Raw genomic sequence first — 16,075 nt, forward strand, 5'->3', positions numbered from 1 at the left:
AGCATCAATTAAGCCAAGAGGCCATCCGTAAGGATGGCCTTTTTGCTATGGGTCAAAAACAGAAGATACTCCTCTCCTCAACCTTCTCCCACAGTATCAACCGAGAACATCAGGAACACCAGTGTGAGCAGCCCGGCGTTGTGGGTGAGCTCGTGCCACTTCAGGACGCTGGGAGTAAGAAGAAAGATGGGATATTACGCAGGGATGTCAGCGGACTCGATCGCTTCCCTCTCCTGAGGGTGAGGGGACCACTGTCAACTAAACAGACAAAAGACTCCCTGCTTTACTATTTACGAACAGCCCACCCTGCCTGGCGATGAAACATTTTCACCTTCCCGTTGAATCCTCGACATGACGCTAAAAAAGCGCTATCTTCGGGCATCTAGAAGTCTAAACGTATAAACGGATGTGTGAGGGATAAGCAATGCCGATTCGTGTTCCTGATGAGTTACCTGCGGTCAATTTCTTGCGTAATGAGAACGTGTTTGTCATGACATCCTCACGCGCAAAAACACAGGAAATCAGGCCGTTAAAGGTGCTTATTCTCAACCTGATGCCGAAAAAGATCGAAACGGAGAATCAGTTCCTGCGTTTACTTTCCAACTCGCCATTGCAGATCGATATTCAGCTACTGCGCATCGATAGCCGTGAGTCGAAGAACACGCCTACAGAGCACCTGAATAATTTCTACTGTAACTTTGACGATATCCAGAATGAGAACTTTGACGGGCTGATCGTCACCGGCGCTCCGCTAGGCCTGGTGGATTTCTGTGATGTTGCCTATTGGCCGCAGATCGAGCGAGTGATCGAGTGGGCCAAGGATCATGTGACTTCAACCCTGTTTGTCTGTTGGGCAGTGCAGGCCGCGCTAAACATCCTGTACGGCATTCCAAAGAAGACGCGTGAGGTGAAGCTCTCTGGGGTGTACCAGCATCGTACGCTGCACCAACATGCCTTGCTGACGCGGGGTTTTGATGAGACCTTCTTGGCTCCTCACTCCCGCTATGCCGATTTCCCAACCGAGATCCTGCGGCAGTACACCGATCTGGATATCCTGGCAGAATCAGAGCTGGCAGGTGCCTATCTGTTCGCCACCAAGGATAAACGCATGGCCTTTGTCACCGGGCATCCGGAATATGACACCCTGACGTTGGCGGGCGAGTATTGTCGCGATAACGATGCAGGCCTCAACCCGAGCGTACCGCTAAATTACTTCCCCAATGATAACCCCGAATTGACCCCCGCAGCTTCATGGCGAAGCCATGGTCACCTGTTGTTTTCCAACTGGTTGAACTACTACGTTTACCAGATCACACCGTTCGATCTGCGTCATATGAATCCTACCCTCGAGTAACATTTTTCTCTGTACCGGGTGGCTGAATCGAGGCCACCCTGGTTTACCCCACCGTTTTTTCTGCCAAATCTGCAACGTTTCAGCATCTATAACTCATTTAAAAACAATATATTACCGGCGTTCCCGTATCGCAATGGAACCGGTTTCCTAGTTTGCCGTAAATGATAAATAATCTAATTAATTGATAATAAAAGGTTAATAAAATATTTATTAAAAAAATGGAAATCGTTTTTGATTTTTAGTTTTTGTTGGTTATTCTAGGATCCTGCGGGATGACATCTGACCAGTTGGCGGTCTTTTTTTCACCCGATTTCCGACAACAATGCTTCGCCTGGCCTGCAATGGTGGCGTGGAATGATGGAAAGGATCAAGACAATGACGCAACAGATGGTAGGCACAGAATTAGCGTTTACACAGGCTTTCGGCTCTGCAGAGCGGCAGATACTGACGGATGACGCGGTCGAGTTCCTGGCTGAACTGGTGAGTAAATTTACGCCACAACGCAATAAACTGTTGGCGGCACGCGCCAGCTGGCAAGAGAAAATCGATCGCGGCGAGCTGCCTGGCTTTATTTCGGAAACGGATTCCATTCGACAGGGTGACTGGCAGATCCGCGGCGTTCCCGCTGACTTGCGCGACCGTCGGGTTGAGATTACCGGTCCGGTTGAACGCAAAATGGTGATCAACGCCCTTAATGCCAACGTCAAAGTGTTTATGGCCGACTTTGAAGACTCGCTGGCCCCAAGTTGGGACAAGGTTATCGACGGGCAGATCAACCTGCACGATGCGGTAAACGGCACCATTTCTTACACCAACGAAGCCGGCAAGATTTACCAGCTCAAACCCAACCCAGCGGTGTTGATTGCCCGCGTGCGCGGCCTGCATTTGCCGGAAAAACACGTGCAGTGGCAGGGGGAAGCGATCCCTGGTGGGTTGTTCGATTTTGCACTCTATTTCTTCCATAACTATCGCCAACTGCTGGCAAAAGGCAGTGGTCCGTATTTCTACCTGCCGAAAACCCAGTCCTGGCAGGAGGCTGCCTGGTGGAGCGAAGTCTTTAGCTTTACCGAGGATCGCTTCGAATTACCGCGCGGCACTATCAAGGCCACGGTGTTGATTGAAACCCTGCCTGCGGTATTCCAGATGGACGAGATCCTGTATCACCTGCGCGATCATATCGTCGGGCTGAACTGTGGCCGTTGGGACTACATCTTCAGCTATATCAAAACGCTGAAGAACCATGGCGATCGGGTGCTGCCGGACCGTCAGTCCGTCACCATGACCCAGCCTTTCCTCAGTGCTTATTCTCGCTTGCTGATCAAGACCTGTCACCGCCGCGGTGCTTTTGCTATGGGCGGAATGGCGGCGTTTATCCCCAGCAAAGACGCCGAGCAAAACGCGGTGGTGTTGGGCAAGGTGCGCGCGGATAAAGAACTGGAAGCGACCAATGGCCATGACGGGACTTGGGTGGCACATCCAGGTCTGGCCGATACGGTGATGGAAGTGTTTAACCGCATCCTGGGTGAGCGGCAGAACCAGCTAGATGTATTGCGTGAGAACGATGCTCCTATCACGGCGGCGCAACTGCTGGAACCGTGTGACGGTGAGCGTACTGAAACCGGTATGCGCGCCAATATCCGCGTGGCGGTGCAATACATTGAAGCCTGGATCTCCGGCAATGGCTGCGTACCGATTTATGGCCTGATGGAAGATGCCGCCACCGCCGAGATTTCACGTACCTCAATCTGGCAGTGGATCCATCACGAGAAAAGCCTCAGCAATGGCCAACAGGTAACCAAAGCCCTGTTCCGCCAGATGCTGCAGGAAGAGATGCAGGTCGTACGTAAAGAACTGGGTGAAGCGCGTTATCACGCAGGCCGTTTCGAAGAGGCGGCACAGCTGATGGAGCGTATTACCACGCAAGACGAATTAATCGATTTCCTGACCTTACCCGGCTACGAATTACTGGCCTGAAACCGTTCCTGACCTTTAACCCTACAGTATTGAAAAGGATAAAAATATGACGACCTCTCGTACCCAACAGATCCAACAGCTGGAACAGGAATGGAAATCAGCACGCTGGGAAGGCATCACCCGCCCTTACAGCGCCGAAGACGTGATCAACCTGCGTGGCTCGGTCAATCCGGTTTGCACGCTGGCGCAAAACGGAGCGGCGAAACTCTGGGAGTTGCTGCACGGCAAATCCCGCAAAGGGTACGTGAACAGCCTTGGGGCGCTGACCGGTGGCCAGGCGCTGCAACAGGCGAAAGCGGGCGTCGAAGCGATCTACCTGTCCGGTTGGCAGGTAGCGGCTGATGCCAACACCGCTGCCGCCATGTATCCCGATCAATCACTGTACCCGGTCGACTCTGTCCCGACGGTGGTTGAGCGTATCAACAATACTTTCCGTCGGGCGGATCAGATCCAGTGGGCAAACCAGATTGAACCCGGCAGCAAAGGCTATACCGATTACTTCCTGCCGATCGTGGCGGATGCCGAAGCCGGATTTGGCGGCGTACTAAACGCCTTTGAACTGATGAAGGCGATGATCGAAGCCGGTGCCGCCGGGGTGCATTTCGAAGATCAACTGGCGGCGGTGAAGAAGTGTGGCCATATGGGCGGCAAGGTCTTGGTACCGACCCAGGAAGCTATCCAGAAGCTGGTTGCGGCGCGCTTGGCTGCTGACGTTCTCGGTGTCCCAACCCTGCTGATTGCCCGTACCGATGCGGACGCGGCAGACCTGCTGACCTCCGATTGCGATCCGTATGACAGCGCCTTCGTGTCTGGTGAACGCACCGCCGAAGGTTTCTACCGTACCCATGCCGGTATTGAGCAGGCGATCAGTCGTGGGCTGGCCTATGCGCCTTATGCCGATTTGGTGTGGTGCGAAACCTCAACGCCGGACTTGGAAGCTGCGCAACGCTTTGCCGATGCGATCCATGCCAAGTTCCCGGGCAAACTGTTGGCCTATAACTGCTCACCGTCGTTCAACTGGAAAAAGAACCTGGACGATCAGACTATCGCCCGCTTCCAGGACGCGTTGTCCGCCATGGGCTATAAATACCAGTTCATCACGCTGGCCGGTATCCACAGCATGTGGTTCAACATGTTCGATCTGGCACACGCTTACGCACGTGGTGAAGGCATGAAGCACTATGTCGAAAAAGTGCAGCAACCAGAGTTTGCCGCGGTCGAGCGTGGTTACACTTTTGCTTCGCATCAGCAGGAAGTGGGGACCGGCTACTTCGATAAAGTCACCACCATTATTCAGGGGGGCGCTTCCTCGGTAACGGCACTAACCGGTTCCACCGAAGAACAGCAGTTCTGATCCCCAGGGGCCTGGCGCGGTGTCAGGCTCTTGTTTCATTCCTGAATGGCAGAGGCAAAGATGGCGGAAAAACTGGAGCTGTTGATTGCACAGACGATCCTGCAGGGCTTTGATGCGCAATATGGCCGCTTTCTTGAAGTCACGGCCGGAGCGCAGCAGCGTTTTGAGCAGGCAGACTGGCCCGCCGTACAACAGGCGATGAAACGACGTATCCATCTTTACGATCACCACGTCGGTCTGGTGGTCGAGCAACTGAAATGTATCACCGGGCAGAAATATTACGATGCGGACTTCCCTAATAGGGTGAAGGCGGTTTATACCGAACTGTTGCCCGACTACCCGCGTTTTGAGATTGCCGAAAGCTTCTTTAACTCGGTTTACTGTCGGCTGTTCAAACATCGGGATTTAACCCCGGACAAACTGTTCGTTTTCAGTTCGCAGCCTGAACGGCGCTTTCGTGATATCCCCAGGCCATTAGCCCGTGATTTTACCCCCAACGGTGATTTGGCCGCCATGCTTCACAGCCTGTTGATCGACTTACCGCTGCGTCTGCCATGGGAAGATCTGCCACGCGATATTCGCTATATCACTCAAGCCTTACTGCAAACCTTCAGCTACCAACAGTTAGCGGGAGCGACGTTCCAAATTGGTAATGAGCTGTTCTACCGTAACAAGGCGGCCTGGTTGGTCGGTAAGCTGCGCGTGGCCGACGGGGTTTACCCGTTTCTGTTGCCGATCCACCACAGCGAGTCCGGCGCGTTGTTCATTGATACCTGCCTGACCAGCAAGGCCGAAGCCAGCATCGTGTTTGGCTTCGCCCGTTCCTACTTCATGGTGTATGCCCCATTACCAGCGGCGATGGTCGAATGGTTGCGGGAGATCCTGCCGGGTAAAACCACCGCCGAACTGTATATGGCGATTGGCTGCCAGAAGCATGGTAAAACCGAATGCTACCGCGAATACCTGAATTTTATGGCCCAGTCGCAGGAGCAATTCATTATTGCGCCGGGCGTGAAAGGCATGGTGATGCTGGTGTTTACGCTGCCGTCCTTCGATCGGGTATTCAAGGTGATCAAAGACGAATTTGCGCCGCAGAAAGAGGTTACGCAGGCGCAGGTGATGGCCTGTTATCAATTGGTAAAAGAGCACGATCGCGTCGGGCGGATGGCCGATACCCAGGAATATGAGAATTTTGTAGTGGATAAGGCGCGCATCAGCCCGCAACTGCTGGCGGAGTTGCAGCGCGAGGTGCCGGAAAAGCTGGAAGATCTCGGCGACCGGGTGGTCATCAAGCACTTGTATATGGAACGGCGGATGACACCGCTGAATCTGTATCTGGAACAGGCTGATGAACGGCAAATGCATGACGCCATCGAAGAATATGGTAATGCGATCAAACAGCTGGCTGCGGCCAATATCTTCCCCGGTGATATGCTGTTCAAAAACTTCGGCGTGACGCGTCATGGGCGCGTAGTGTTTTACGACTACGACGAGATTTGCTACATGACCGAAGTGAACTTCCGTAATATTCCGCCGCCGCGCTACCCGGAAGATGAACTGGCCAGTGAACCCTGGTATAGCATTTCACCCAACGACGTTTTCCCCGAAGAATTCCGCCATTTCCTGTGTGGCGACCGGCGTATCCGCAAGGTCTTTGAGGAGATGCACAGCGATCTGTTCGAGGCGGACTACTGGCGAGGATTGCAGCAGCGTATCAAGGAGGGGCACGTCGAGGATGTGTTTGCCTACCGTAAAAAGCGGCGTTTCAGCCAGCGTCTGCCTTCGGGGTACGCGCAGGCTGGCTGATAGCAGGCCCAGCAAACTGGGCCATGGCCAGGATTAAAACGTGATACAGCAGGCACCTTGTTCGGCCCCGGAAAGCTGGCTGCGTAACGCACCAAACAGTTCACGGCCACAGCCGATCCTTTCAGCGCTCAGATCGGGTTGATAGGGAGTGCGCTGGGCCAGCTCTTGTTCCGAGACCAGCAGTTGCAGCTCGCCGGTGCGGCCATTCACCCGGAGCATATCGCCGCTTTGTACTTTGGCCAGCATGCCGCCGGTGTACGCCTCCGGGGTGACATGGATTGCGGAAGGAACCTTGCCAGAAGCACCGGACAGGCGGCCATCGGTCACCAGCGCTACCTTGAAGCCGCGATCCATCAATACCCCGAGCGGTGGCATCAGCTTATGCAGTTCAGGCATGCCATTGGCCTGTGGCCCCTGGAAACGTACGACCACTACGCAGTCCCGATCCAGCTTGCCCGCTTCGAAGGCGGGGACGATATCGTGCTGACTGTCGAATACGATCGCCGGGGCTTCGATAATCTGATTATCAGCAGGCACCGCCGACGTCTTCATCACCGCCCGGCCCAGATTACCGGCCAGCACCTTGGTGCCGCCATGGTGCTCGAACGGTTTGGTTAGGCTGGCAATCACGTTCGCGTCTAGCGAACTTGCCGCTCCCTCGCGCCAGGCTAGCTGGCCATTATCCAGCCAAGGCTCCTGGGTGTAGCGCTCCAGGCCGAAACCGGCGACGGTATGCACATCCTGATGCAACAGGCCGTTGTTCAGCAGCTCACGCACGACCAATTGCACACCGCCCGCCGCCTGGAACTGGTTGATATCCGCCGGGCCGTTGGGGTAGATGCGGCACAGCAGTGGTACCGAGTCGGAAAGCTCAGAGAAGTCATCCCAGTTGATGATGATGCCCGCTGCTCGAGCCATGGCCACCATATGCATCGTCAAGTTGGTCGATCCTCCGGTGGCCAGTAGCGATACGATGCCGTTAACCACCACTTTTTCATCCACCAATTGGCCTATCGGCAGGTAATTACCGGCGGTTTCTGTCAGGCGGGTGATTTGGCGAGCGGCAGCATCATTGAGCGCATCGCGTAGCGGCGTGTCTGGGTGAACGAAAGAAGCGCCGGGCAGATGCAGGCCCATCACTTCCATCACCATCTGGTTGGTGTTGGCGGTGCCGTAGAAGGTGCAGGTGCCAATGCCATGGTAAGAGGCGGCTTCGGCTTCCAGCAGCGCATGGCGGTCGGCTTTGCCTTCGGCATACAGCTGGCGCACACGTACTTTCTCTTTATTTGGCAGGCCGCTGCTCATCGGCCCGGCTGGCACAAATATGGCAGGCAAATGGCCGAAGGACAGGGCAGACATCACCAGCCCTGGCACAATCTTGTCGCAGATACCCAGGAACAACGCGCCGTCGAACATGTTATGGGAGAGGCCTATGGCTGCAGACATGGCTATCACATCGCGGCTCATCAACGACAGCTCCATGCCGTCCTGCCCCTGAGTCACGCCATCGCACATTGCTGGCACACCACCTGCGACCTGGCCAACGGCGCCAACGCTGTGCAACGCCTGCTTTAGCCGCTGTGGATAGCTTTCATAAGGCTGGTGGGCAGAGAGCATATCGTTGTAAGCGGTGATGATGGCGATATCGCTGCGCACCATGTTTTTCAGGGCGGCTTTATCGTCGGGCTGGCAGGCGGCAAAGCCGTGGGCCAGGTTGCCACAGGCTAGCTGCGAGCGGTGTACCGTCTGCGTACGGGCTTCATTAATGCGCGCCAGATAGGCGGCTCGGGTTTGTTTTGAGCGTTCAATGATGCGTTGTGTTACACGTGCCAGGGTGCTGTTAATCATACCATCCTCACAATGCAGCCCTAATGCGCGCGGCGAGGGCTAGTTATGTTGTTCAGAACATCTCGTTATGCACAGGCTTCTTGCGGCAGAAAGCTCTGGATATGTCGCACTGTGTCGGCAATCACTGCATCCAGCGGCTGATCGATATCGATGGCCTGGACGTCACTTTCATCTTGGCCCGGCTGCTCCAGCGTGGCGAACTGGGTGACCAGCATTTGGGGTTTGAAGAAATGCCCCTTGCGGGCAGCCAGCCGAGCTTCGATCACTGGGAAGTCGCCGTGCAAATAGATGAATGACAGATTGTCGTTACCGGCACGCAGCCGATCGCGATAATGTTTTTTCAGCGCAGAGCAGACGATGATGGAGACCGCATTGGTACGCTGCATGGCGAAAGCGGCGTCGTTCAGGGCAGCCAACCAGGGGGCACGATCGTCATCATTGAGCGGTTCACCTGAGGCCATTTTCTGGATATTGCAGCGAGGATGGAGAAAATCACCGTCCAGGAAGTTGGCAGATAGCCGTTGGGCCACGGCACTGGCGACGGCAGACTTGCCGCTGCCGGAAACGCCCATAATGACGTAAACACGATTCTGATTATTGATCATGGTTTGGTTCCCCACCTGCGAGTCATAGTTTGCTGCGGCTATATTATTTATGGATAATTGTTACCGGTAACATGTTATCGGTAACATTGTCGAGGGAAGCACCAAAGGTTGCAATCGGCTTTCGGTGGCAAGATCGCTAATTGTGATCGAATTCATACTTTTCGCAGGATGCGAAACAAAGTCTCTACAGCGCGATACAGAAAAATAACAGCGGGGATTTGCACATGACGTCGGGCGCCGAATGCTGCGCCCGTCTAATCACCGTACGCCGCCGTACTCCAGGCTGATTTCTTTCGCCGCATGGATCACCAGCGCACCCAGTTCGGTAACGCGATCGTCGGCAATGCGTGATACCGGGCCGGAGATGGAGATGGCGGCAAAGGCTTCGCGGTGCTCGTCAAAGATACAGGCTGCCAGGCAGCGTAAGCCAAGGGCATGCTCTTCATCGTCGAACGAGAATCCCTGTTTGCGGATCACCGCCAACCCTTCTTTCAGGTTATGTGGCGTTAGCGTATGCGGAGTGTAGGTGTGCATGCCTTTTTTATGCAGCAGCCGGGTTACCTCATCGTCTTGCATGCTGGCCAGAAAGGCTTTGCCCGCACCAGAAGCATGCATCGGCAGCTTGCCGCCAATTGGGGCCGACATGCGCATCAACGCGGTGCATTGCACCTGATCGATAATCACCGCCTGATCTTCGGCTTTATCCATCACCGCCAGATTGACCGTTTCACCCGACTCTTCCATCAGGCGGCGCAGCGTAGGATGCACCATGGCCAGCAGGTTACGGCTTTGCAGGAAGCTGCTGCCCACCACAAACGCATGTGCCCCCATGGTCCACAGGCCAAGATCGCCTACCTGACGGACAAAACCCTGCTGCTGCATGGTTGTCAGCAGGCGATGGGTGGTGGAGTTGGGCAACCCGGCCTGCTGCGCTAGATCGGTCAGCGCTACGTTGCCCTGCGCTTCGGCAATATATTCCAATAGTTTCAGACCACGGGTCAGTGACTGGACCTGGCCGGTCGCCGTGCTGGTGGCGGGGGCGGCGGCGCGGGGTTTTTTACCGCGCTTGGCGGGAACGGGAGTGGCCATGATTCACCTTGTGCTTTCCGTATGATGGAATTCATTTTCGTTTTTTGTGTATGAATTGCAAGTTGCTTCTCCGCTCATCGGATCTGTTGCTCGGCGAACCTGAAAAACTCTCAATACCCGCTCGCACCTTTGCCGCCATAACCTGTGCTAGGATGTCAGACCCTCCATCTTTCAAGTTGCAGGATGCATGACGGGCGCAGCGTGCCGCGCCACTACAACATTGGGATGTGGGGTAATAAGTCGTCGGGCGGATAATCGGGTGTGAAGGGGCTACAGTGATAAATCGAGTGGAACAACTGCGTCAGCAGCTATCGCAGCGTATTTTAGTGTTGGACGGCGGTATGGGCACCATGATCCAGAGCTATCGGCTGGAGGAGGCAGACTACCGCGGTGAGCGTTTTGCCGATTGGCAAAGCGATCTGAAAGGCAATAACGACCTGCTGGTGCTAAGCAAGCCGGAGGTGATCACTGCGATCCACAACGGCTACCTGGAGGCGGGGGCCGACATCCTCGAAACCAACACCTTCAACTCGACCACTATCGCGATGGCCGACTACCATATGGAGTCGCTGTCCGCGGAAATTAACTACCAGGCCGCTTTGCTGGCTCGCGCTTGCGCTGATGAATGGACGGCACGCACCCCGGAAAAACCGCGCTACGTTGCTGGTGTACTGGGCCCAACCAACCGTACCGCCTCTATCTCCCCCGACGTTAACGATCCGGCTTTCCGTAATGTCTCTTTTGATCAGTTGGTAGAGGCTTACCGCGAATCAACCCGCGCGCTGGTGGAAGGGGGCGTCGATCTGATCATGATCGAAACCATCTTCGATACCCTGAATGCCAAAGCGGCGGCCTTTGCGGTCGAAACCGAGTTTGAAGCGCTGGGTGTGACCTTACCGATCATGATTTCCGGTACTATCACCGACGCCTCTGGCCGCACCCTTTCCGGCCAGACTACGGAAGCGTTCTACAACTCGCTGCGTCACGTCAAACCGCTGACCTTTGGCCTGAACTGTGCGCTCGGCCCGGATGAATTACGCCAATACGTGGCGGAGTTGTCTCGTATTTCTGAAAGCTATGTCACTGCCCACCCGAATGCCGGTTTGCCCAATGCCTTTGGTGAATACGATCTCGATGCCGAAGAGATGGCCAAACAGGTGGGTGAATGGGCGCATGCCGGTTTCCTCAATATCATCGGTGGCTGCTGTGGCACGACTCCGGCGCATATTGCCGCGATGGCTAAAGCGGTTGAAGGTGTACCGCCACGGCAGTTGCCAGAGTTACCGGTGGCTTGCCGCCTGTCCGGCCTGGAACCGCTGAATATTGATGCCAAATCGCTGTTCGTCAACGTAGGTGAGCGTACTAACGTTACCGGCTCGGCCCGATTCAAACGTTTGATTAAAGAAGAAAAGTATAACGAGGCGCTGGCCGTGGCCCGCCAGCAGGTGGAGAGCGGTGCCCAAATCATCGACATCAACATGGATGAAGGAATGCTCGATGCCGAAGCGGCGATGGTGCGTTTCCTCAGCCTGATCGCCGGTGAGCCGGATATCGCCCGCGTCCCGATCATGATCGACTCCTCCAAATGGAGCGTGATTGAAAAGGGCCTGAAATGCATTCAGGGTAAAGGCATTGTCAACTCGATCTCGATGAAAGAGGGCGAAGAAGCCTTTATCCACCATGCCAAACTGGTGCGCCGCTACGGTGCCGCCGTGGTGGTGATGGCCTTCGATGAGGTCGGCCAGGCGGATACCCGCCAACGCAAATTTGAGATTTGCCGCCGTGCTTATCAGATCCTGACCGAACGCGTGGGTTTCCCGCCGGAAGATATCATTTTTGACCCGAACATTTTTGCTGTCGCCACCGGTATCGAAGAGCATAACAACTATGCCGTCGACTTTATCGAAGCCTGCGCCGACATCAAAACCCACCTGCCGCACGCGATGATCTCCGGCGGCGTGTCCAACGTCTCCTTCTCGTTCCGTGGCAACGATCCGGTGCGTGAGGCGATCCACGCGGTGTTCCTGTATCACGCTATTCGCAACGGCATGGATATGGGGATCGTCAACGCCGGGCAGTTGGCGATCTATGACGATCTCAGCACCGAACTGCGTGAAGCCGTTGAGGATGTGGTGCTCAACCGCCGTCAGGACGGCACCGAGCGTCTGCTGGAACTGGCGGAGAAATACCGGGGCAGCAAAGACAATGAAGTGGCGGTTCAGCAGGCTGAATGGCGTGGCTGGCCGGTAGTGAAGCGCCTGGAATATTCGCTGGTCAAAGGCATTACCGAATTTATTGAGTTAGACACCGAAGAAGCGCGCCAGCAGGCGGATCGCCCGATCGAAGTGATCGAAGGGCCGCTGATGGCTGGCATGAACGTGGTGGGCGATCTGTTCGGCGAGGGCAAAATGTTCCTGCCACAGGTGGTGAAATCGGCCCGCGTGATGAAGCAGGCGGTGGCCTATCTCGAACCTTACATCGAGGCCAGCAAACAGAAAGGCACCACCGCCGGGAAAATTCTGCTGGCGACGGTGAAGGGCGACGTGCACGACATCGGCAAAAACATCGTCGGCGTGGTGCTGCAATGTAACAACTACGAAATTATCGATCTGGGCGTGATGGTGCCAACGGACAAGATCCTGAAAACCGCCCGCGAACAGAACGTGGATATTATCGGCCTGTCTGGCCTGATCACCCCGTCGCTGGACGAAATGGTGAACGTGGCAAAAGAGATGGAACGCCAAGGCTTTACTCTGCCGTTGCTGATCGGCGGGGCGACCACCTCCAAGGCTCATACCGCAGTGAAGATTGAACAGAACTACAGCGGCCCGACTACCTACGTGCAGAACGCCTCGCGTACCGTTGGCGTGGTTGCGGCGCTGCTGTCAGACACCCAGCGGGACGAGTTTGTCGCCCGCACCCGCAAAGAGTACGAAACCGTGCGTATCCAGCACGGGCGTAAAAAGCCGCGTACGCCGCCGGTCAGCCTGCAACAGGCGCGGGATAACGCCATGGTGCTGGATTGGGAAAACTACCAGCCACCGGTGCCGAACAAGCTGGGGGTGTTCCCGGTTGAGGCCAGCATTAACACGCTACGCCACTATATCGACTGGACGCCGTTCTTTATGACCTGGTCACTGGCAGGCAAGTATCCACGCATTCTGGAAGATGACGTGGTAGGGGAAGAGGCCAAGCGCCTGTTCCAGGATGCCAACGAAATGCTGGATATGTTGGCCGCTAACGGTAGCCTCAACCCGCGTGGTGTCTACGGTCTGTTCCCGGCCAACCGCGTTGGGGATGATGTGGAGGTCTACCGGGATGAAAGCCGTGAAGAGGTGCTGGTGGTTAGCCGCCACCTGCGTCAGCAAACGGAAAAGACCGATTTTCCGAACTACTGTCTGGCCGATTTTGTGGCCCCGAAAAGCAGCGGCAAAGCCGACTATTTTGGCGCATTCGCGGTTACCGGTGGGCTGGAAGAAGATGCTTTGGCGGCGGCCTATGATGCCAAGCATGACGACTACAACAAGATCATGGTCAAAGCGTTATCCGATCGTTTGGCTGAGGCCTTTGCCGAGTATCTGCACGAGCAGGTACGTAAGCGGCATTGGGGCTTTGCCGCCAATGAAAATCTGAGTAACGAAGAGCTGATCCGTGAGAATTATCAAGGTATTCGCCCGGCTCCCGGCTATCCTGCTTGCCCAGAGCATACCGAAAAAGCGGAGATCTGGCAGTTGCTGGACGTTAATCGCCATACCGGCATGGAACTGACCGAGTCCTTCGCCATGTGGCCTGGGGCAGCGGTATCCGGCTGGTATTTCAGCCATCCGCAGAGCAAGTACTTTGCCGTGGCACAGATCCAGCGCGATCAGGTCGAAGATTACGCGCAGCGTAAGGGGATGAAGATCGGCGACGTAGAACGCTGGCTAGCCCCGAATCTGGGATACGATGCGGACTAATTTGCAGCCAGCAGGCTGAAAGAGACAGGGGAACAACGTGTCTATCGAAGAACTGTTAAAGCTGCATCCGGTGATCGCAGCGGTAAAAGATAATGAAAGCCTGCAGATCGCGGTCAAATCGGACTGCCAGATCATCTCGGTACTGTACGGCAATATCTGCAATATTGGCCGCATCGTGCAGCAGGTGAAGGACGCGGGCAAATATGCTTTTGTGCATGTTGATTTGCTGGAAGGCAGCTCCAACAAGGAGATCGTGATTAATTTCCTGAAAATCGTCACGGCGGCAGATGGCATTATCAGCACCAAAGCCTCGATGGTGAAGGCAGCGCGTCAGCAAGGCTTCTACACCATTCACCGGCTGTTTATCATGGACTCGATTTCCTTCCACAATATCGACAAACAGGTGGCGCAATCGACGCCCGACTGCATCGAAATCCTGCCGGGCTGCATGCCTAAGGTGCTCGGTTGGGTGGCAGAAAAGATCGACTTGCCGATCATTGCCGGTGGCTTGGTGTGTGATGAGGATGATGCGCAAACCGCGCTGAATGCCGGGGCCATCGCCGTTGCCACCACCAATCACGACGTATGGAAGTTGAAATTGTAAGGGTAAGGGCACCGAATGCCGGTGCCCCTGCCTTTTAGTCGACCAACGGACTGAGTGCCTGTAGCAGCGGGTCCAGATGTTTGTTTACCTGTTGATATACCTGCTGATTCAACTGATTGTAGAACTGATGGTTAGCCATATTCGGTGCAAAACTGTCCCCCATTCGTACCAGCTTCTGCGCGGCCTGCTCGTAATCGCTAAAGACATTCACCGCCATTCCGGCGTTGATGGCACAACCCACCGCTGCCGAACCTTTCATCACGTTACGGCTGGTGGGGATGCCAAACACGTCGGCAAAGATCTGCATAAACAGATCGCTGTTGGCCCCGCCGCCGGAAATAATCAGGTGCTTGAACGGGGTTTGCAGCTCCAGCGCCATCTTGTCCATATGGTTTTTCATGGTGAAGGCAATGCCCTCCAGCACCGAACGGTACATATGGGCACGGGTATGGCGGCCATCGAAGCCAATCATGGCCCCTTTACGGAATTCCGCTTCAGACGGTGGTGCCCAATCGTGGACGGTGATCAGGCCTTCACAACCCGCAGGAACGCGCTCTGCTTCCTGATTCAGTAACTCCTCAATGCTGGTCCCGGCGTCATGGGCATCCGACAGTGCGGCTGCGCCAAACTGATCGCGGAACCAACTGATGGTCCACATGCCACGGCGCACGCCCATGCACTCATACAGGTAGCGCCCTGGGATAGAAGCCTGGAAGGGCCAGAAGTTTTGCGCGTCCTTCACGTTGGCATGGCCGTGTACCATGGCCCCGATATAGGTGCCGAGGGAAATCAGCGCAACGCCTTCATCTAGTGAACCGGCTCCCAGCGCTTCCACCGCTTTGTCATGTGCGGTAGCTACCACCGGAATACCTGCGGGGATGCCAAGCTGTTGCGCCACCTGCTGAGTGATGTGGCCGAGGATTTCACCGGGTTTCACCACGTCCAGCACCATGTCGCGCGTCAGGTTGCAGCTTTGCCAGGCGGCGGGATCGGTGCTCCAATCGAGGCGGTCATTGTCCATCGGCCACCAACCGATGTAGTTGGCGCAGGTGTCTTTGAACTCACCGGTCAGGCGATGAGTGATGTAACCCGAAGTTGTCGTTACATAACGCACGCCCTGATAGGCATCGATATATTCGTAAGGCTTGTTCAGGCGTTTGTCCATCCAGTTAATCACCGGATAGGCCAGCTCACCGTTATCCTTCAACAGCACCCGGCAGCAGCGTACGATGCAAATGCCCATCGCCAGAATGTCCTGCGGCTTGCCACCACGTTCGCCAAAACGCTGCATGGCGCGGCGGAAAGCCACCTTAAGCGAATCCCACAGATCGTCGTCCGGATGTTCCGCCAGCAGCGGGGCCGGGATATCCATCTTGCGTAACTGCTGTTTCCCTTCGCAAATTGCGTTGCCGTCCAGATCAAAAATCACCACTTTGGCGCTCTGGGTGCCCACGTCCACACCCATCAGGTACTTGCTCTTCATGT

Annotated in this window: 11 protein-coding genes; 7 read left to right on the forward strand and 4 right to left on the reverse strand. The window is 55.5% G+C overall.

Going from position 1 to position 16,075, the window contains the following annotated elements; translation table 11 throughout:
* The 5 genes from ACKWMY_RS22055 to aceK form a co-directional block, all read left to right on the forward strand.
* The coding region (locus ACKWMY_RS22055) for a hypothetical protein (RefSeq protein WP_409487039.1) at positions 1–320 on the forward strand (320 nt) is incomplete at its 5' end.
* A gap of 104 nt (positions 321–424) precedes the next feature.
* A complete protein-coding gene (metA, locus tag ACKWMY_RS22060; protein WP_024528042.1) occupies positions 425–1,354 on the forward strand; it encodes a homoserine O-succinyltransferase in 930 nt (309 codons plus the stop codon).
* A 375-nt stretch (positions 1,355–1,729) separates the two neighbouring features.
* Positions 1,730–3,328, forward strand: a complete 1,599-nt coding sequence (aceB, locus tag ACKWMY_RS22065) for a malate synthase A (protein ID WP_309048250.1) — start codon at positions 1,730–1,732, stop codon at positions 3,326–3,328.
* 46 nt (positions 3,329–3,374) lie between these two features.
* Positions 3,375–4,682 (forward strand): isocitrate lyase, encoded by a 1,308-nt coding sequence (aceA, locus tag ACKWMY_RS22070; RefSeq protein ID WP_021180852.1) that lies wholly within the window; start codon positions 3,375–3,377, stop codon positions 4,680–4,682.
* A 60-nt stretch (positions 4,683–4,742) separates the two neighbouring features.
* A complete protein-coding gene (gene aceK, locus ACKWMY_RS22075; RefSeq protein ID WP_409487040.1) occupies positions 4,743–6,488 on the forward strand; it encodes a bifunctional isocitrate dehydrogenase kinase/phosphatase in 1,746 nt (581 codons plus the stop codon).
* 33 nt (positions 6,489–6,521) lie between these two features.
* Here aceK and edd read toward each other — a convergent pair whose 3' ends face one another.
* The 3 genes from edd to iclR all read right to left on the reverse strand — a co-directional run bounded on the left by edd (position 6,522) and on the right by iclR (position 10,030).
* Complete coding sequence (gene edd, locus ACKWMY_RS22080; protein WP_309048258.1) at positions 6,522–8,336, reverse strand: phosphogluconate dehydratase; 1,815 nt, start codon at positions 8,334–8,336, stop codon at positions 6,522–6,524.
* 65 nt (positions 8,337–8,401) lie between these two features.
* Positions 8,402–8,941 carry a gluconokinase gene (gntK, locus tag ACKWMY_RS22085; protein ID WP_074031488.1) on the reverse strand — a complete coding sequence of 180 codons (540 nt, stop codon included), beginning with the start codon at positions 8,939–8,941 and terminating at the stop codon, positions 8,402–8,404.
* A gap of 258 nt (positions 8,942–9,199) precedes the next feature.
* Positions 9,200–10,030, reverse strand: a complete 831-nt coding sequence (gene iclR, locus ACKWMY_RS22090) for a glyoxylate bypass operon transcriptional repressor IclR (RefSeq protein WP_409487041.1) — start codon at positions 10,028–10,030, stop codon at positions 9,200–9,202.
* A gap of 275 nt (positions 10,031–10,305) precedes the next feature.
* On the opposite strand from iclR, the gene metH reads away from it, so the two are divergent.
* Positions 10,306–13,986, forward strand: a complete 3,681-nt coding sequence (gene metH / locus ACKWMY_RS22095; RefSeq protein ID WP_409487042.1) for a methionine synthase — start codon at positions 10,306–10,308, stop codon at positions 13,984–13,986.
* Between the two features lie 37 nt (positions 13,987–14,023).
* The gene (locus ACKWMY_RS22100) at positions 14,024–14,590 is read left to right on the forward strand and encodes a glycerol-3-phosphate responsive antiterminator (protein WP_065684828.1); all 567 of its coding nucleotides are present in this window, start codon (positions 14,024–14,026) and stop codon (positions 14,588–14,590) included.
* A gap of 34 nt (positions 14,591–14,624) precedes the next feature.
* Here ACKWMY_RS22100 and ACKWMY_RS22105 read toward each other — a convergent pair whose 3' ends face one another.
* Positions 14,625–16,073: an FGGY-family carbohydrate kinase gene (locus ACKWMY_RS22105; protein ID WP_098929619.1), complete on the reverse strand. Its 1,449-nt coding sequence runs from the start codon at positions 16,071–16,073 to the stop codon at positions 14,625–14,627.
* Positions 16,074–16,075: the final 2 nt, after the last annotated feature.

Origin of the sequence: Serratia sp. J2 (genome assembly GCF_046269175.1) — a bacterium.
GTDB classification, from domain to species: Bacteria; Pseudomonadota; Gammaproteobacteria; order Enterobacterales; family Enterobacteriaceae; genus Chania; species Chania fonticola_C.

What these genes read in the sequence shown, in the direction of transcription:
- metA (WP_024528042.1), top strand. Translation starts at nt 425, where the DNA reads ATGCCGATTCGTGTTCCTGATGAGTTACCTGCGGTCAATTTCTTGCGT.
- aceB (WP_309048250.1), top strand. Translation starts at nt 1,730, where the DNA reads ATGACGCAACAGATGGTAGGCACAGAATTAGCGTTTACACAGGCTTTC.
- aceA (WP_021180852.1), top strand. Translation starts at nt 3,375, where the DNA reads ATGACGACCTCTCGTACCCAACAGATCCAACAGCTGGAACAGGAATGG.
- aceK (WP_409487040.1), top strand. Translation starts at nt 4,743, where the DNA reads ATGGCGGAAAAACTGGAGCTGTTGATTGCACAGACGATCCTGCAGGGC.
- edd (WP_309048258.1), bottom strand. Translation starts at nt 8,336, where the DNA reads ATGATTAACAGCACCCTGGCACGTGTAACACAACGCATCATTGAACGC.
- gntK (WP_074031488.1), bottom strand. Translation starts at nt 8,941, where the DNA reads ATGATCAATAATCAGAATCGTGTTTACGTCATTATGGGCGTTTCCGGC.
- iclR (WP_409487041.1), bottom strand. Translation starts at nt 10,030, where the DNA reads ATGGCCACTCCCGTTCCCGCCAAGCGCGGTAAAAAACCCCGCGCCGCC.
- ACKWMY_RS22105 (WP_098929619.1), bottom strand. Translation starts at nt 16,073, where the DNA reads ATGAAGAGCAAGTACCTGATGGGTGTGGACGTGGGCACCCAGAGCGCC.